This is a genomic window from Paenibacillus sp. PvP094, from assembly GCF_040546835.1.
GTDB classification, from domain to species: domain Bacteria; phylum Bacillota; class Bacilli; order Paenibacillales; family Paenibacillaceae; genus Paenibacillus; species Paenibacillus illinoisensis.
In genome coordinates, this window is the sequence record NZ_JBEPOM010000001.1 from 1,415,668 (window position 1) to 1,431,156 (window position 15,489).

General features: G+C 49.2%; 15 protein-coding genes. 2 read left to right on the forward strand and 13 right to left on the reverse strand.

Annotated elements, in window-relative coordinates; genetic code table 11:
- Positions 1–26 precede the first annotated feature (26 nt).
- The 6 genes from folE to ABIC22_RS06580 all read right to left on the reverse strand — a co-directional run bounded on the left by folE (position 27) and on the right by ABIC22_RS06580 (position 5,516).
- Complete coding sequence (gene folE, locus ABIC22_RS06555; RefSeq protein WP_095293209.1) at positions 27–620, reverse strand: GTP cyclohydrolase I FolE; 594 nt, start codon at positions 618–620, stop codon at positions 27–29.
- Between the two features lie 93 nt (positions 621–713).
- Entirely contained in the window at positions 714–977 is a 264-nt protein-coding gene (locus tag ABIC22_RS06560) for a YneF family protein (RefSeq protein WP_095293210.1), read from the reverse strand.
- A 225-nt stretch (positions 978–1,202) separates the two neighbouring features.
- Positions 1,203–2,234 (reverse strand): HD-GYP domain-containing protein, encoded by a 1,032-nt coding sequence (locus ABIC22_RS06565; protein WP_354479526.1) that lies wholly within the window; start codon positions 2,232–2,234, stop codon positions 1,203–1,205.
- A gap of 15 nt (positions 2,235–2,249) precedes the next feature.
- Complete coding sequence (queG, locus tag ABIC22_RS06570) at positions 2,250–4,085, reverse strand: tRNA epoxyqueuosine(34) reductase QueG (protein ID WP_154896874.1); 1,836 nt, start codon at positions 4,083–4,085, stop codon at positions 2,250–2,252.
- A 171-nt stretch (positions 4,086–4,256) separates the two neighbouring features.
- Positions 4,257–4,862, reverse strand: coding sequence for a signal peptidase I (gene lepB, locus ABIC22_RS06575; RefSeq protein ID WP_246058576.1), 606 nt, complete (start codon positions 4,860–4,862; stop codon positions 4,257–4,259).
- A 228-nt stretch (positions 4,863–5,090) separates the two neighbouring features.
- Positions 5,091–5,516 (reverse strand): GNAT family N-acetyltransferase, encoded by a 426-nt coding sequence (locus ABIC22_RS06580; RefSeq protein WP_095293213.1) that lies wholly within the window; start codon positions 5,514–5,516, stop codon positions 5,091–5,093.
- A gap of 522 nt (positions 5,517–6,038) precedes the next feature.
- Between ABIC22_RS06580 and ABIC22_RS06585 the strand changes: the two genes are divergently transcribed.
- Positions 6,039–6,650: a superoxide dismutase gene (locus tag ABIC22_RS06585; protein ID WP_153976821.1), complete on the forward strand. Its 612-nt coding sequence runs from the start codon at positions 6,039–6,041 to the stop codon at positions 6,648–6,650.
- Between the two features lie 68 nt (positions 6,651–6,718).
- On the opposite strand, the gene mutY is transcribed toward ABIC22_RS06585, so the two are convergent.
- The 5 genes from mutY to ABIC22_RS06610 form a co-directional block, all read right to left on the reverse strand.
- Positions 6,719–8,035: an A/G-specific adenine glycosylase gene (gene mutY / locus ABIC22_RS06590; RefSeq protein ID WP_354479530.1), complete on the reverse strand. Its 1,317-nt coding sequence runs from the start codon at positions 8,033–8,035 to the stop codon at positions 6,719–6,721.
- Between the two features lie 52 nt (positions 8,036–8,087).
- Complete coding sequence (gene acpS / locus ABIC22_RS06595; protein WP_127540765.1) at positions 8,088–8,486, reverse strand: holo-ACP synthase; 399 nt, start codon at positions 8,484–8,486, stop codon at positions 8,088–8,090.
- 318 nt (positions 8,487–8,804) lie between these two features.
- Positions 8,805–9,614, reverse strand: coding sequence for an ammonia-dependent NAD(+) synthetase (gene nadE / locus ABIC22_RS06600; protein ID WP_127540767.1), 810 nt, complete (start codon positions 9,612–9,614; stop codon positions 8,805–8,807).
- A gap of 138 nt (positions 9,615–9,752) precedes the next feature.
- The gene (locus ABIC22_RS06605; protein WP_095293217.1) at positions 9,753–10,187 is read right to left on the reverse strand and encodes a BrxA/BrxB family bacilliredoxin; all 435 of its coding nucleotides are present in this window, start codon (positions 10,185–10,187) and stop codon (positions 9,753–9,755) included.
- 221 nt (positions 10,188–10,408) lie between these two features.
- Positions 10,409–12,106: a two-component system sensor histidine kinase NtrB gene (locus ABIC22_RS06610; RefSeq protein ID WP_354479534.1), complete on the reverse strand. Its 1,698-nt coding sequence runs from the start codon at positions 12,104–12,106 to the stop codon at positions 10,409–10,411.
- A 299-nt stretch (positions 12,107–12,405) separates the two neighbouring features.
- Here ABIC22_RS06610 and ABIC22_RS06615 point away from each other — a divergent pair, with 299 nt between their 5' ends.
- A complete protein-coding gene (locus tag ABIC22_RS06615; protein WP_336784310.1) occupies positions 12,406–13,680 on the forward strand; it encodes a BaiN/RdsA family NAD(P)/FAD-dependent oxidoreductase in 1,275 nt (424 codons plus the stop codon).
- A gap of 77 nt (positions 13,681–13,757) precedes the next feature.
- On the opposite strand, the gene ABIC22_RS06620 is transcribed toward ABIC22_RS06615, so the two are convergent.
- Positions 13,758–14,141, reverse strand: a complete 384-nt coding sequence (locus tag ABIC22_RS06620; protein ID WP_354479537.1) for a hypothetical protein — start codon at positions 14,139–14,141, stop codon at positions 13,758–13,760.
- 85 nt (positions 14,142–14,226) lie between these two features.
- Positions 14,227–15,477 carry an ABC transporter permease gene (locus tag ABIC22_RS06625; RefSeq protein ID WP_354479539.1) on the reverse strand — a complete coding sequence of 417 codons (1,251 nt, stop codon included), beginning with the start codon at positions 15,475–15,477 and terminating at the stop codon, positions 14,227–14,229.
- Positions 15,478–15,489 lie beyond the last annotated feature (12 nt).

Here is a 15,489-nt window from a genome sequence, read left to right on the forward strand (position 1 = left end):
GCTTGAAAGCTTGTCCGGTTCGGGTCTTAGTCCTTAACCAGAGACAGAAACTCAGCACGCTGCGCCGTATTGTCCCGGAAGGAACCACGGACCGCGGATGTTACCGTCTTGCTGCCAGGCTTCTTCACGCCGCGGGAGCACATGCACAAGTGCTCACCTTCCACAACGACCATGACACCATGCGGTTCAACAGCCTCGTTCAGGATGTCGGCAATCTGTGAAGTGATACGTTCCTGAACCTGAAGACGACGGGTAACTGCCTCGACCAACCGAGCCATTTTGCTCAACCCGACAATTTTGCCGCTGGGTACATACCCAATATGCACTTTGCCGAAGAAGGGCGCCATATGATGTTCACACTGGCTGTAATAAACGATGTCCTTCACAATGACAAGCTCTTCATGATTCTCGTCAAACGTCACGCCGAGTACATCGCGCGGGTCCACTTCATACCCGCCAAAAATTTCTTCATACATCCGGGTTACGCGTGCAGGCGTCTCAAGCAGCCCTTCTCGCGTACTATCTTCTCCGATCAGTTTGAGGATCTGTTCCACATGGTACTCGATCTTCTCCCGATTGTCGGATACTTTTGAATTCAAATAATCTTTCACGCCAGCCACTGCCGAACGCCTCCTTTCGAACCACTTGGTGTAAGCCTTCTTTCACTTCCGCATTATGCATAATCGATTATGCAATTTGCTTGCTTACAACTATTATTTTCGGCGGCCCGAGTTTTTACGCGCAGGATGTTGCCCCGGCTGAGGCATCTTCGCGCCAGGCTGCTGGTTCTTCATCATCTGCTGGGCGCGCTGCATTTGCTTGCCATTCAGGTTATAACCCATTTGCTTCGCCATTTTTTGAAGCATGTCGGGATCACTTTGCATTTTCTCGAGTTGTTTACGCAAGTAGTACACCCCGATGAAAAATCCCCCGACCAGACCTACAATCAATGTGATAATCGGTATTACTATTTCCATCTCTTAGACACCTCTGTATGCAATCTAAAAAGCCTGATAATCCGTGTCAGCACCTGATGTCCACTTGCCTGCTTGTACACGTGTCACGGACCGGATTTCCTGAAAGTTATCATAGCATTTCCGCACGATTGGAGCAAACGGATTTTCCAGCTAATAGTTAAAAATCGGTGAACCCAAACTTCGCTTCAACCTGGGGGTAAACCTCTCATGAAGCTCCATGTAAACCTAGGTCATAACCGCCTCAATGAAAACGGTTGTTTCCTTGGCCAGATCCACCTCGACCACATCCAGATCATAACGCGTGCTTCCGCGTGCAACCCGAATGACCGGTCTGCCTGGCAGCCCCCGATGCTGCCGGACAATGACTCCAGTTTCTCTGGTGGACAGCCTGACGGCTGTTCCATTCGGATACACAGATACGCTGCGGTTAAATTCAATCAGGATGTCCCGATCCAGCTTCGTACCCGACATGGCCATCATCTCTTCACAGGCTTCATGCGGCAGCAGGCTTTGACCAGACGAGCCGTTGATCAGATTATCATAGATATTGGCGGCAGCGACAATTTTGGCAAACAGATGAATGTCCTTGCCCATAATGCCTCTCGGCAGTCCGGTACCATCCACATGCTCATGGTGCTGAAGAGCAGTATGGGCGACGAGCAGACTGAACTCCCGCTTGGACTTGATGACTTCAAACCCCCGCCAGGTATGGTGAAGGGAAGCATTCGCCGCAGAAGCGCTGCCGGGAGGCTCTCCAACTTTGCCGATATCATGAAGCAGCGCACCCACCGCCAGATCCTTCAGCTGATTGTAGTTCAAACCCAAATTGAGTCCCATCACCGAAGAAAGCAAACATACATTCATGGCATGTACGTACTGGGCGTTGTCCTTGGTTCGAATATCCGTTAACTGGACAAGCAATTCCCGCCCGTTTAATACGTCGTTCAGCAGCTTGTCTATGCTAAGGGCAACCTTTTTCGGGCTCCAGTCTTTCCCGGAGCGTACCGCCTCCAGCGTCATGCTCATTTCATTAATAATGGCCCGCTTCGTGGCTTCATCCAGAATGTCTTCTGTCTCCACGTCTTTATACGCTTCATCCTGGATGTACAGCATGGTTACGCCAATACGCTTCAGCGTATTAACCATAAATACGGTGAGCTGGACTCCCGCAGACAACAAGACTGTTCCATTGCCTGAGTACACGGTTTTGCCCAGACACTCACCCGCCTCCACACTTTCCACGTTTACATACTTCATGAACGTCCCCCGCTCTTACGATTGCTGCTCCAATGCGAGCAATTGCTCCTTGGTTTGCAGACCGCCTACATAACCTACCAGGGTTCCGTCTTTGCCGCTGATGCGGTGACAGGGAATAATGATCGGAATCGGATTTTTGCTAATGGCATCCAGAACTGCGCGAACAGCTTTGGGTCTTCCGATCGTTTCTGCAACCTGCTGGTGTGTTGAGGCCTCTCCATAAGATATATCGGACAGGACTTGCCATACTTGAAGCTGGAACGGTGTTCCGAGCAGATCCATTTCCAACTCGAAGGATTTTCGCTCCCCGGCAAAGTACTGCTGCAGCTGCTTCGCAGCTTCGCTCAGCTTCTCTTCGTTTTTCTCGTATCGGTACTCGCCAATCCAGGTTCGGGCCCATTGCTGCAGGTGAGCCTCACGTACATGAAATGCTCCAAAATCAATATGACAGAGTCCCTTTTCCGTAGCACACAGCGTAAGTGTACCAATAGGTGTCAGCACTTCATCATAAAATACCGGCGTACCATGAAGCCCTGTTACGGGCGAAGGTTTCCACGCAGCCGCTTCCTGCTTCACCGATTGTCCGGATGCATTCGAATCCGTATCGGTTGATTCATTCTTCTGTTCTTCTTGCTGCTTGTCACTCATTAGCCCAACCTGCGGCTTTTCGGGTAAGGACCCGGACGAACTGAGTCGTTCCTTGGCCTTCTGCAGCATGCTTAGTACGTTTCCATCTTGTTCGTTAGCGGCAGCTTCCCCAATTGCTCTCATTGCGTCTTCTCCTCCAATTCTGCTTAACGCCCAGGCTGCGGTTCCCCGCAGCTCGGGACGCGGATCACGCTTTAGTACCTCCGTCAGCTTCGGTACAGCGCTTTTGTCCTTGAAATTGCCGAGTGCTATCACGGCGTTACGCTGAATCGGCTTTTTACCCCGCCAGGCGGCAGAGCTCTGCCCGAAGCGTTCCTTGAACTCACGATTGCCGATGTCCAGCAGCGGTAACAACAGCGGCTTCACAATCTCCGGATCGGGCTGCAGATCGGGATGGTGGTCCCAGTTTTTGCCCCGATTCTTCGGACAGACGATTTGACAAGTATCACAACCATACAGGCGGTTGCCTATTTTCAACATGAACTCTTCGTCCACGAACCCTTTGGTCTGGGTTACAAAAGAAATACACCGCTGTGCATTCAATTGTCCCGGACCCACCAGTGCTCCTGTCGGACAGGCATCGATACATTTTGTACATTCCCCGCAATCTTCCGTTACCGGCGTATCCGGCTGGAAGGGAATGTTGGTCACCAGTTCACCAAGATAGATCCACGATCCAAACTTGGGTGAAATGATGGAACAGTTTTTGGCGCTGAAACCAATGCCTGCTCGCTGGGATACTGCCCGGTCAACAAGTGCCCCTGTGTCCACCATGCTCTCAATCATGGCCTCCGGCACCCGTTCCCGTATAAATTGAACCAGCTTGTCCATGGCTTCACGCAGCACATGGTGATAATCCCTGCCCCAGGCCGAACGGGCCAAAATGCCGCGATATGCACCAGGTTCCGACTTCGGCGGATTAACCATCTTCGATGGATATGCCACAGCGATGGCGATAAGCGAAGCAGGCTCGCCCTCCTTCAAGGCAGGACGCACCCTCTTCTCGATGTCCGGTTCTTCAAAACCGGATGCATAACCGTTGTCCCGATGCTGCTCCAGCAGTGATTTTAACGAAACAAAGGGCTCTGCCGAAGCAAAACCGACATCATCAATGCCCAGCCCGGGGGCAGCTGCCTTGATCTCCTGTTTTAACTGTTCCCACACGGAACCAGCCTGAGCTGCCCCGGTCTGTACGCTCGTCATGTTCTCTTCCCTCTCTTCTTCTCCACTCATATTCACTAAACAGTGAACGCCCGCCTCGCTTGAGAGGACAGGCGTCTATAAAGGTACACTTCCGTGTGTACCGCATTTAAATTGTGATAAGGGTCCATATATTTGACGCAAAATGAAGTCCAAAGTTTCCAAACCAACATTTTACAGTTTCTTAATCTCGGAAAACGGCCAGAAAATAAACTCGGCTTTACCAACAATCTCACTGGATGTGATACTGCCAAAGACGCGACTGTCCTTGCTTTTCCCCTCATGGCGATTATCGCCCATCACAAAATAATGATCATCCTCGAGCGTGATCGGGCCAAAATCAGGATCCTGCACCTCGGTATCCGTATACGTCTCTGCCTGCTGTTCTCCATTCACAAACAAATGGTGGTCACGTACTTCAACCGTATCGCCCGGAAGCCCAACAATGCGTTTAACCAGGAATTCCTTTTTCTCCACACCTTCACTCGGGTCCCGCAGTACAATAACGTCAAACCGGGATGGCTTTCCAATATCATAGACAATCTTGTTGACGAACAAACGATCCCGCTCGACAAGAGTCGGCTGCATGGACTGACCTTTGACCATCGACAGATTAAATACAAACAGATTCAGCAGCATCATGATCACAAAAGCAACAACGATTGTCTTCACCCAGTCCCATAGTTCTGCAGCCCAGGATTTCCCCGGCTGTCCAGACCCTGTCTGGTTGCTTCGATCTTCGGAATTCATACGCTCTGTAGAAGGTATATTGGAGTTCAAAGGGACACCTCGTTTATCAATTTTGTTCCAATAAAGGCGTTCATACTCCCTCTAAGTCTATCTTATTTGCCGGAGTGAAACAATTGGTTATGAACACCAATCACCTCAGGCATAATTCGCGGCTTAGGATCATACAAATAGAAAGGCATATCCCTACGTGGTTACGTTAAAGGGATATGCCTAATATAAAATGAGAATCTGTTTTATTTCTTTTTTAATCATTCAAACCTAGGCTTTGGACAAAATACTAAGTTTCTGAAAGGCACTTAATATTTTATTGGCGCCGTAACCCATAGCTTCATATAGAGGCATGGCTGCTTTGTTGTGCTCATCACCCGCGACCCATATTTGGCTGACTTTCCGCTGTTGGAAACGTTGTTCCATGGCCTCGACAAGTGTTTTGCCGACTCCACGGCGACGATAGTCTGGATGGACCGCAATACGGTAGATGCATCCCTGGTTGTGATCAATCGTACCGATCAAGGCTCCGACGAGGTCTCCCTCTTCTTCCGCAACCATAATCAGGTCAGAATCCCATGACAATTGACGGGCAAACGGGCCCATCGTGTTCTCATAACACTCTTCCGATAGTGCAACCTGGAGAAGCTCCGTCATCTGGCTTGCATCACTCAACTGAAAGGAACGAACGTGCATGTCTTAAATCTCCCTTTTCGTTAGCTTGATGAGGTTTTACAAAAAGGGGCTCCCCTTTTTACCAAAAACCCAATGTTCGAATAATGACAAAAAACGAGAAAATACCGCTTCTTCGTCAATTAAACCATACTTTCCGCCATAAAACACGCATTTTCTTTTGAAAGCGCTTAATTGTAACCGTTTACATCCGAATATTAATTTTTTTGTCTATTAAATCGGCTAATATCACATAAATATATTCATAATGGGTAAAATATGTTTGTTATCCCGAGTCATGCATTTGATCAACGTTGCGGGGGACTTAATAAACAAAAATGTTGCTTAATTAGCCCGGATGCGGTTTAATATTAGTGGCAAGGGTATTATTACATATGTACCTGAGCAGTTTGCATCCCTTCACTGAGTGACTCTCAGCAAGAAATAGATGGTAGTGCTTATCTTCGTCTGAATCTTGCCCGGGAGCGTTCAATTGATTGTGCAAAATGCTTAAAAAAAATTAAAATCTCAGGAGGTATTTTCACTATGGCTTTTCAATTACCGGCACTTCCTTACGCTAACGACGCTCTGGAACCACATATCGATGCACAAACGATGGAAATTCACCACGATCGCCATCACAATACTTATGTAACTAACCTTAACGCAGCTCTGGAAAGCGCTCCTGAACTGCAAGAAAAAAGCTTGGAGGATCTGATCGCTAACCTTGACAGCGTACCAGAAAGCATCCGTACAGCGGTTCGCAACAATGGTGGTGGACATGCTAACCACAGCTTGTTCTGGGAAATCATCGGACCTAACGGCGGCGGCGCTCCTACAGGTGACATCGCAGCTGCAATCGACAGCGAACTGGGCGGCTTTGACAAGTTCAAAGAAGACTTTGCAAAAGCAGCTACTACTCGTTTCGGTTCCGGTTGGGCTTGGCTCGTTGTAGGCAAAGATGGCAAATTGTCCATCACTAGCACGCCTAACCAAGACAGCCCGCTCTTCGAAGGCCTGACTCCGGTTCTGGGTCTGGACGTATGGGAGCACGCTTACTACCTGAAATATCAAAACAAACGCCCTGACTACATCTCCGCTTTCTGGAATGTAATCAACTGGGATGAAGTGAACAAACGTTACGCAGCAGCGAAATAAGACTGCCTGACAATAAGAAGAGCCTGATTCGGTCTTGATGACTGAATCAGGCTCTTTTGTTTATGGGATTATTCCTTTACTTCACCATAAGCCCCAGCAAAGTAACTGCTGAGCAGCTTCAAAAAGACATTAGGGAAGGCCAGCTTGTCCATATCCTTGGGTCCAATCCAGCGATAGATGAGCCCGTCCCCCTTGCCTGTCTGGGTCAGAGCTGAGTCAGGGGAGATATCCGCTGCTTCCGCAAGGATATCTCCGTCCAGATCGGATGCTGAGGGGGAAGCCTCCAGCACGGAAGCCTCCATCTCCTTGGCAGCCGCCTGGGTATCTGCATCATAGGCGGCTCTTGCTTCCGCAGCAATTAGCGGAAGCTCCTCACTGCCCTGGTCCTGCTCGGTGCACTTGTACACCTGCAGGTTCCAAACGATGTGGCTGAACACATGCTCCGCATGGGTAGCCAGCCCCTCCGGGCGGGCAGCGAAGCCCTCCGCCCACAGACTGCCGGCCAGCAATGCCATGGCCGGCTCATCCGCCAGCGGTCCCGCCGCCTTGCCGGCTGCGGCGGGCGCAGCCAGTACATGTGGCAGCTCCCACATGCGGGCCAGCAGGCCCGTCGCTGGGCGCTGGCGCACAAGCACTTGGCCGCGATGCTCGCCGCGGCCCTCGACCAGGGCGACCAGCCGCTGCTCAGGGCGCGGCGGCTTCGCCTTGGTCTTGACCGGCAGCGTGAGCTCCCGTCCGGCGATGCGGCCGGAACATTGCTCCATGACCGGGCAAGTCAGACAGTGCGGCGCTTTTGGCGTACATACCAGCGCGCCAAGTTCCATCAGCGCCTGGTTGAAATCACGCGCCCGCCCTTCCGGAATGAGCTCTCCGGCAAGCTCTTCCATAAGCACCCGGGTGCTGCCCTTCATAATGTCCTCATCAATGAGGAAGTATCTGGACAGAACCCGCATGACATTGCCATCTACCGCAGGCTGCGGCTGGTTGAAGGCAATACTGAGAATGGCCCCGGCTGTATACGGGCCCACCCCTTTTAATGCAAATACGGCCTGTTTATCCTGCGGCATCTCTCCTCCGTGCAGCTCCATCACCTGCTGGGCAGCTGCCTGAAGGTTGCGGGCACGGGAATAGTAGCCAAGTCCCTCCCAGTTCTTCAGCACATCCTCTTCCGCCGCTTCGGCCAGAGCCTGAACGGTCGGAAAATTGGCAATAAACCGGTTGAAATACGGGATAACCGTATCCACACGCGTCTGTTGAAGCATGATTTCCGATACCCACGTAAAATAGGGATTATTGTGACGACGCCACGGCAAGTCACGTCTGTTAATCATGTACCAATCCAGCAAATTCACACTAAAGTGTTGCTTTTGTTCCATTAAACCCATATTTCCGTCCTCTCCTGTTACCTTGCTATTCCTATTGCTCTATTCTTACCGACTATTTGTCCGTCTTCTCCACGATGGCAAAAGCTGCTGCAAGCTCTGTCTGATGCGTAATGCTGAGATGAATATCATACTGCTGGTCATATGGCAATTGAAGCCGTTCCCATGCCTGACTCGACAATGTGGCGACCGGGCGTCCCTTTTCGTCAGGAAGCACCTCGATATCTGTAAAACTCATCACACGGCCGATGCCGCAGCCAAACGCCTTGGACACCGCTTCCTTGGCTGCAAACCGGCCAGACACAAATTCAGTCATCCTTTTCCCTCGTTCAGCTGCCAATTTCCGCTCAGCCGGAGTCAAAATTCGATTCATAAATGCTTCGGCATGACGACCAGACAGCAGCTTCTGCATACGTCCGATCTCCAGTACATCGTTTCCAACTCCATATATCATTAACGATTCACCCGCTTAATCTTTTATGCTGTGTAGAATCTTGAATGGTTTCTATTTATCACTGCTCCGAACACGTATTCTATTGTAGCAGGAGGTAGAGCGAGAAGCGAGTACCTCACCGACATTCCCATTTATGTGAAAATAAGAATCGGGGAAGATATAGCTGGGCTTGCAGCTTCGTCAGATGGAAACCTGGAATGGATCATAATGGATATCATCCAACCGATACTACAGCAAAAAGAGTCACTGCCTGATGCAGTGACTCTTTTTTTCATTAACAAGCTAAATCATTCACCCTGTAAACTTTACACCAAGATTTTAGATGCCTGGGATGGCATTACGTTTATGGTGAGTGCGTGTATAGAATGACTCAAGACGCTCCTGCGCAGCAGGATCAATCTGTTTGCCTTCCAGGTAGTCGCTGTTATCCTCATAGGAAATGCCCAGTTCCTGTTCATCTGTCTGGCCTTCCCAAAGCCCTGCTGAAGGAGCCTTGTCCAGAATTTCGCGCGGAACACCAAGATATGCAGCGAGCTGACGAACCTGACGTTTGTTCAGGCTGCTCAGCGGTGTAATGTCAACCGCCCCATCGCCCCACTTCGTATAGAAGCCGGTGATGGCTTCGGAAGCATGATCCGTACCTACCACCAGCAGGTTTTCTTCAAAAGAAAGTGCGTATTGCATGACCATGCGGGTTCTTGCCTTTACATTCCCTTTGCCTTGTGGAGTCATATGACGTGGGCTGCCCATGGATTTGAAGCCTTGCTCCACTTCAAGCGCGATCTCATTGACCGCATCTTCAATATTGGTTTCCACCACATGCTTCAGGTCAAATGCCTTTGCAACCGCGTAGCTGTGATCGATATCGGATTGCTCACCGTATGGCTGGAACACTCCCAGTGTTTTGTATTCCTGGTTGTTCTCGGCTGTGAGTTCGTCTGTAGCCTTTTTGCACAACGCTGCAGCGACCGCACTGTCAATTCCGCCACTGATCGCAATAAGCAATCCTTTGGTACCGGAATTTTTCACATAGGATTTCAGAAAGTCAACGCGTTTGCGGACTTCCTCTTCTTCATTAATGCTTGGCTTAACCTTCAACTCAGCGATGATCTGTTGTTGCAAACTCATCGTTCAACACACCCCGTTTCTACATAAATGAAATTTGATGTCCAGCTTGAAAGGTCCGAATGCTTCAATAACCTTATTTGCTCAAAATGAAACGCCCCGGCATCGGTCATCCGAAGGGCGGGGCGCTCCTAGAGCTAATTAACGGCAGTAACGGTCAAATGCATTCGTGAGATCAGCCGCAATTTCCTCCGCAGAACGGTCTTCCACTTGGTGACGCTCGATAAAGTGAACGAGTTCACCGTCTTTCATCAGAGCGATGGAAGGTGAAGACGGAGGGTACGGCGCAAAGTACTCACGCGCTTTTGCTGTAGCTTCTTTGTCCTGTCCGGCAAATACCGTATACAGGTGATCTGGTGTAATATCGTGCTGAAGCGCTTGAGATACACCTGGACGACACTGGCCTGCGGCACATCCGCACACCGAGTTAATCACGACAAGTGCTGTTCCTTTAGCATCTGGCAAACTAGCTTCTACTTCCTCAGGGGTACGCAGTTCCTGAATACCCAGGCGAGTCAGCTCATCCCGCATCGGTTGAACCATATCTTTCATGTATTGATCAAATGACATCGACATTCGTTTCACTCCTTATTAATGGTTGTTCTATTATTTCGGGGAACATGTAATTGCCTAAGAATCCACAATCATCAATGCTCCGCCATACAAAACATGGATTTTAATGATGTGCTATCCCTATTATACATCGCCAAGCAATGAAAGCAAGGTTCAGACTCCGCCTGCGGTAAGGCTTCTTTCATATTATTATGTCTTGATCTCTGGCAAAATATGCTGCGCTTTTATCGTTGAAACGAAACCTTGAAGGTCGTGCCCTCGCCTTCCTGTGACTCCACCGTAATCGTTCCGTTGTGTCGTTCCACGATGCTTCGGCACATGGATAACCCGAGTCCGGTCCCTTTGGCTTTCGTCGTATAAAAAGGTTCAAACAGCTTCTCTTGCTTCGGTTGTGCTATGCCTGCACCTGTATCGTGTACACACAGCTCGACCTTGTCATCCACCATCCGCGTTTCGAGCGTCAGAACCCCTTTCTCTGTCATAGCTTCCATGCCGTTACGAGCCAGATTGAGCACTACCTGCTTGATTTCTTTCGTATTCAGGTGCAGCTTAGGCACATTATGGTCAAGCATGAGTTCGATGCTCTGTCCACGCAGATTTGCATCCGCCCATAGCAGCGGGCTCAATTCATGAATAATGTCGTGCAGCTGGGACTCTTCCTTTTCTGAGATCCGATTCTGGGCTAGGGAGAGAAAGTCATTGATGATGCTGTTTGCCCGGTCCAGCTCCTCCAGTACAATCTGATAGTAGTGATCTAGCGACTCAGGACTCTTCTCTTGCATTAATTGAAGGAAACCGCGTACAACCGCCATCGGATTCCGCACTTCATGAGTTATGCTGGCAGCCATCTGCCCCACCAGACTGAGGCGATCCACATTGTCCAGCTCGCTTCGCAGCATTTCCAGCTCAGTAATGTCCTGAATAATGAGCATGGCTCCCGTGACCTCTCTTGACCTTTCGTGTGAAAGAGAATAGATCGGCACGGTCCGTGATTGGAATACATAGGAGCCGTATCTTACGGTCATACCGTTGATTTCCCCATCCACAACCGCCTTACGTATACTGTTCTCCAATCTGTCAGCCTGCCCCTGTTCGACAAACTGGCTGACCGGGAGCCCAATCAGATTGGAAGTGGTCGTACAGGGGAGTTGATTTCTTGCTGTTTGCTCCATGGTATCATTAACAAACTGTACAGTTCCCTCCGGGTCCACTGTAGCGATGGATAATGGAACTGCGTTCAGTATTTGGTGAAGCTTTTCCGTTTCGGATATGTATTGATGATGAACTTCGGACAGATGTTGTTCAAGCCCCTGATGATGATGCATATGCTCAATCCAGAGCATACTAAAGCTGCCTGCAAAAACAGCACCAATGATGTACCCCAGCATGATGCCTATTCCTTGAGCTAGGGATAACGTAGAATTTTCATCCATCAAAGGAATGCACAGCAGGGCGGATACAATCAATTCTGCTGCGATCAACGAGCTGACCATCGTTATTTTGCGTGAACGCGTATAGTGCTTGAATCGTCTGGCCGTCAACCATACAATAGGATAGAGAAGAATGCCTGTTTGAAGGAGAAACTCGTACAAGGTATAGGGATGTCCAATAAGAAAATAAGCGATTACATGGAGAAGGGTAAGCGTGAGGCCTATCACAGGCCGGCAGTACAATATGCTGATGGTAAGAGGTATGACACCCAATGAAATGGGAACGGCCGCGGGACTCGCATAATGGGCAAACAGCAAACAGAGCAGCATGCTGGCCGCACTTGTCACTGCCAGGCTGTTCAGCATCATTCTACTACGATCTGTCTTGGCCTGAACTTGTTTGGGAAGCCCCAGATAAAAAAAGGGAATCAGGAATACCGCAGAACCTGCAAGCAGCACCTGTAAAAGAATGTCCTTTAACGCAACCACCATGCCATCTCCCTCCTCGCCCGCACATTCCCTCATGTATTTCTGATTAAAACATAGGCGACAGTATATTACAATATATCCCTTGAGACTGCATAATAGAACAGTTGCTTTCATTATAAATGGTTAAAAATGTGTACCATTTGTCCTATTATCCTGCATAATTCGATTTTTAACATCCAAGTGTACTATATATAGAAAACGGAAATAGCTGGAATCTATATGTGGTTTATTCAATTTCTTACCAGTGTTCAATTAAGAGTAATAAAGTAGACAAAATCAATGGAAAAAGAGGGTAATAATATATGTACGATGTCATTGTAATTGGTGGCGGTTCCGCAGGCTTAATGGCATGCGTTGCTGCTGCCGAGCACGGAGCCTCTGTGCTTCTGTTGGATAAGGGAGATCAACTGGGCCGCAAGCTCGGAATCTCCGGAGGCGGTCGCTGCAATGTGACCAATGCCAAAGAGACAGATGAATTGATCAGGCATATTCCCGGTAACGGGCGTTTCTTATATAGTTCATTTCAAAATCTGGACAATCAGGGAATTATGCGTTTCTTCGAAAACCTGGGTATTGCCCTGAAGGAAGAAGACAATGGAAGAATGTTCCCGGTTACAGACAAGGCCAAAACGGTGGTCGATGCTCTGGTCGGGAAGGTGGTTTCTCTGGGTGTGGAGATTCGTACCAAAGAGCCTGTCACGGAGCTGATTCATGATGGACAGCATGTACAGGGTGTCAAGCTTGCCTCGGGGAAGACCGTCAAAGCCCATGCAGTCATTGTAGCAACTGGAGGCAAATCCGTACCTCAAACCGGTTCAACCGGGGATGGTTATCCTTGGGCTGAATCAGCCGGACATACAATTACGGAACTTTACCCGACAGAGGTACCCATTGTTTCCGGTGAGAGCTGGATCCAATCCAGAGAACTTCAGGGGTTATCTTTGCGGGATGTAGGGTTATCCGTGCTGGATGCCAAAGGCAAGACTGTGATTTCGCATCGTGGTGATATGATCTTCACGCATTTTGGTGTATCGGGTCCTATCGCCCTCCGCTGCAGTCAATTCATTCGTAAGGTACAAATGAAATCCGGCAGCACTCAGGTCACGATGAGCATTGATTTCTTTCCTGATCTCACTCCAGCTGCACTGGAAAGACAGGTCCAGCAGGTCCTGGAGCAAGAGTCACGCAAGGCAGTTAAGAACATTTTGAAAGCATGGGTACCTGAACGCATGATTCCATTACTGATGAAACGTGCCGAAATCAGCGAAGAGCTGACATTCCACCATTTTCCTAAGGGCATGCTGAGCACGTTATGCGGGCTGATGAAGGCTTTTACCTTCCGCGTGGATGGCACGCGTTCTCTCAAAGAGGCATTCGTCACTGGCGGAGGTGTGCACTTAAAGGAAATATACCCAAAAACAATGGAATCCAAGCTGCTGCCGGGTCTATTCTTTTGCGGTGAGGTTCTGGACATCCACGGCTACACTGGTGGGTATAACATTACCGCTGCATTCTCTACCGGATACACCGCTGGCATGCATGCCGCAGAGTACAAAAACGCCAGTAGTATAAGATAAATAAACATGCCAAAAACAAGAAAACCTCGAAGTGCCCACATGCTGTGGGACCCGAGGTTTTTTGACTATTCATCTGATTATGCTTTTACACTGCCGGAGAATCCATCCACTGAATCGTCAAAGGTTGGGTCATCGTCCCGATTATGCAATCCTTGTTGAAGCCCACTGTTCTGATTTCCATTTGCATAACCTTCTTGCCAATCCTCGTTAATGATATGAGCCGGAATGGATATATCCTGAAATTGATCAAACCCGTCTGTTTCAGCCAGGAACGCTGCGCTTCCTCCGTGTGACTGCACAATCTCCACCGCCGACTGTATATCCTGGCGATCGGTAGGAATGTACAATTCCAGCGGCCCCGATTGATACGGCTTATATCCAAGCTCCTTCAGCGTGGCCTCCGCCGCAAGCAATGCTGAATGGTCAGAAAAATGTACCTGAAGTTCACTATCGTCCATCATTCGTTCTTTTCCTCCTCGCTACAGTTGATCTCTCCTATAGCATGGTCACTAATGGAAAACGATATGCGATTTCTACTGGAATACTTTAGCTTGAACGGGTCATTCGAATCCATCCTCCCACGGAAAGGCAGAAGAGTCCAAAGACCACAACAGCTGCTGCAACAATGACACTTAACAGCCAGCCAAGCCAGGTTATTCCCAATGCCAAACCCATGATAAGGCCCAGCGGGATAAAAAGCATCCGAACCATCGTCAATCCTGCACGGTGCAGAGCAGCCGGGTCATAGGATAGGAGCTGCACGTAGTCTGAAGTCACGAACACATCCCATGAGCGATAAAACAGCAGGGTCAGCATAATAATCAGCAAGCAGCACACGATGACATTAACGGGAAAAGGGGGAAGCATGACTGCTGCTGTGGAGAGACTACCCAGCTGCAAATACAGTTTCATCGTGGAAGAGTCTCGAAAAAAAGCTTTGAAAGCCGTTTCGGCTGTCCGGTTGGACATGGAACGATTGCGCAGAAGCCTGCGCCTTTTGCGAAAAACGACTGTTTTTGTACGAGGAACCTTCGGCTTGGACACAGACTGACTTAACATAAGCGCTGTTAGCTTCAATCGACCTCGTAAATCCTCCCGTACATCCCCCTCAAACGTGCCCTTCATCAACAGCCTCATTTGGATCAAAGTGACAAGGATAAGGATTCCGACAAAGATTCCAGCAAGCTGTCTCCAGATCTCTCCGTCCATCCATGACGTTGTACAGATCGTAAAAAGTCCCAAGGCAATCGCGGCAGGGATGAGTCGAATCCAGCGTCTCCATCCGGTATTTCGCACCTTAATGATGTGCAGAGCGATCGCCTGAATTGAAGCTACTATACCAAACCAGAGCGCAAGGAGCGCGATAGGTGTAAATGACATGTCATAAACACGAGACCACAAGGGTGCGGTCAAGGCCGTAATCACAATCATTTTGCCCAAATGCAGCAAACAGGCCCGGAAAAGCCCTTGCTTCATTAAGGTCCGCATCCATAATGGTCTTGATTTCAGAAACAGCATGTCCGCTTCTTCCACAAAGATCAGTACACCGCCTGAAAGCATAACGATATCGATCAGCCCTGTCAGGACAGGTACAGATAGTTCAGTCGCCCATGTTGGCAGCGGTTTGGTCCATAAACTCGAAAACCACCCAATCAGATACAGCAGCCCCGGAACCAGCAGATACAACCATACGGTCCAGTCCACTGCCAACTTCAGATTATTTAACTGTCCATTGAAATGCTCTCGACGCCTGCGTCTATATAAACGAATTGGTGTATATCGCTCAGAGTTTCCCATCCCTCTATTCAC

Bases quoted from the DNA above. Each gene is read 5' to 3' on its own strand.
- nadE (WP_127540767.1), bottom strand. From the start codon at position 9,614: ATGAGTTTGCAACAACAGATCATCGCTGAGTTGAAGGTTAAGCCAAGC.
- ABIC22_RS06610 (WP_354479534.1), bottom strand. From the start codon at position 12,106: ATGGTGGTTGCGTTAAAGGACATTCTTTTACAGGTGCTGCTTGCAGGT.
- queG (WP_154896874.1), bottom strand. From the start codon at position 4,085: ATGACGAGCGTACAGACCGGGGCAGCTCAGGCTGGTTCCGTGTGGGAA.
- ABIC22_RS06585 (WP_153976821.1), top strand. From the start codon at position 6,039: ATGGCTTTTCAATTACCGGCACTTCCTTACGCTAACGACGCTCTGGAA.
- ABIC22_RS06620 (WP_354479537.1), bottom strand. From the start codon at position 14,141: ATGATGGACGATAGTGAACTTCAGGTACATTTTTCTGACCATTCAGCA.
- acpS (WP_127540765.1), bottom strand. From the start codon at position 8,486: ATGATATATGGAGTTGGAAACGATGTACTGGAGATCGGACGTATGCAG.
- ABIC22_RS06605 (WP_095293217.1), bottom strand. From the start codon at position 10,187: ATGTCGATGTCATTTGATCAATACATGAAAGATATGGTTCAACCGATG.
- ABIC22_RS06565 (WP_354479526.1), bottom strand. From the start codon at position 2,234: ATGAAGTATGTAAACGTGGAAAGTGTGGAGGCGGGTGAGTGTCTGGGC.
- ABIC22_RS06580 (WP_095293213.1), bottom strand. From the start codon at position 5,516: ATGCACGTTCGTTCCTTTCAGTTGAGTGATGCAAGCCAGATGACGGAG.
- ABIC22_RS06615 (WP_336784310.1), top strand. From the start codon at position 12,406: ATGTACGATGTCATTGTAATTGGTGGCGGTTCCGCAGGCTTAATGGCA.
- ABIC22_RS06560 (WP_095293210.1), bottom strand. From the start codon at position 977: ATGGAAATAGTAATACCGATTATCACATTGATTGTAGGTCTGGTCGGG.
- mutY (WP_354479530.1), bottom strand. From the start codon at position 8,035: ATGGGTTTAATGGAACAAAAGCAACACTTTAGTGTGAATTTGCTGGAT.
- ABIC22_RS06625 (WP_354479539.1), bottom strand. From the start codon at position 15,477: ATGGGAAACTCTGAGCGATATACACCAATTCGTTTATATAGACGCAGG.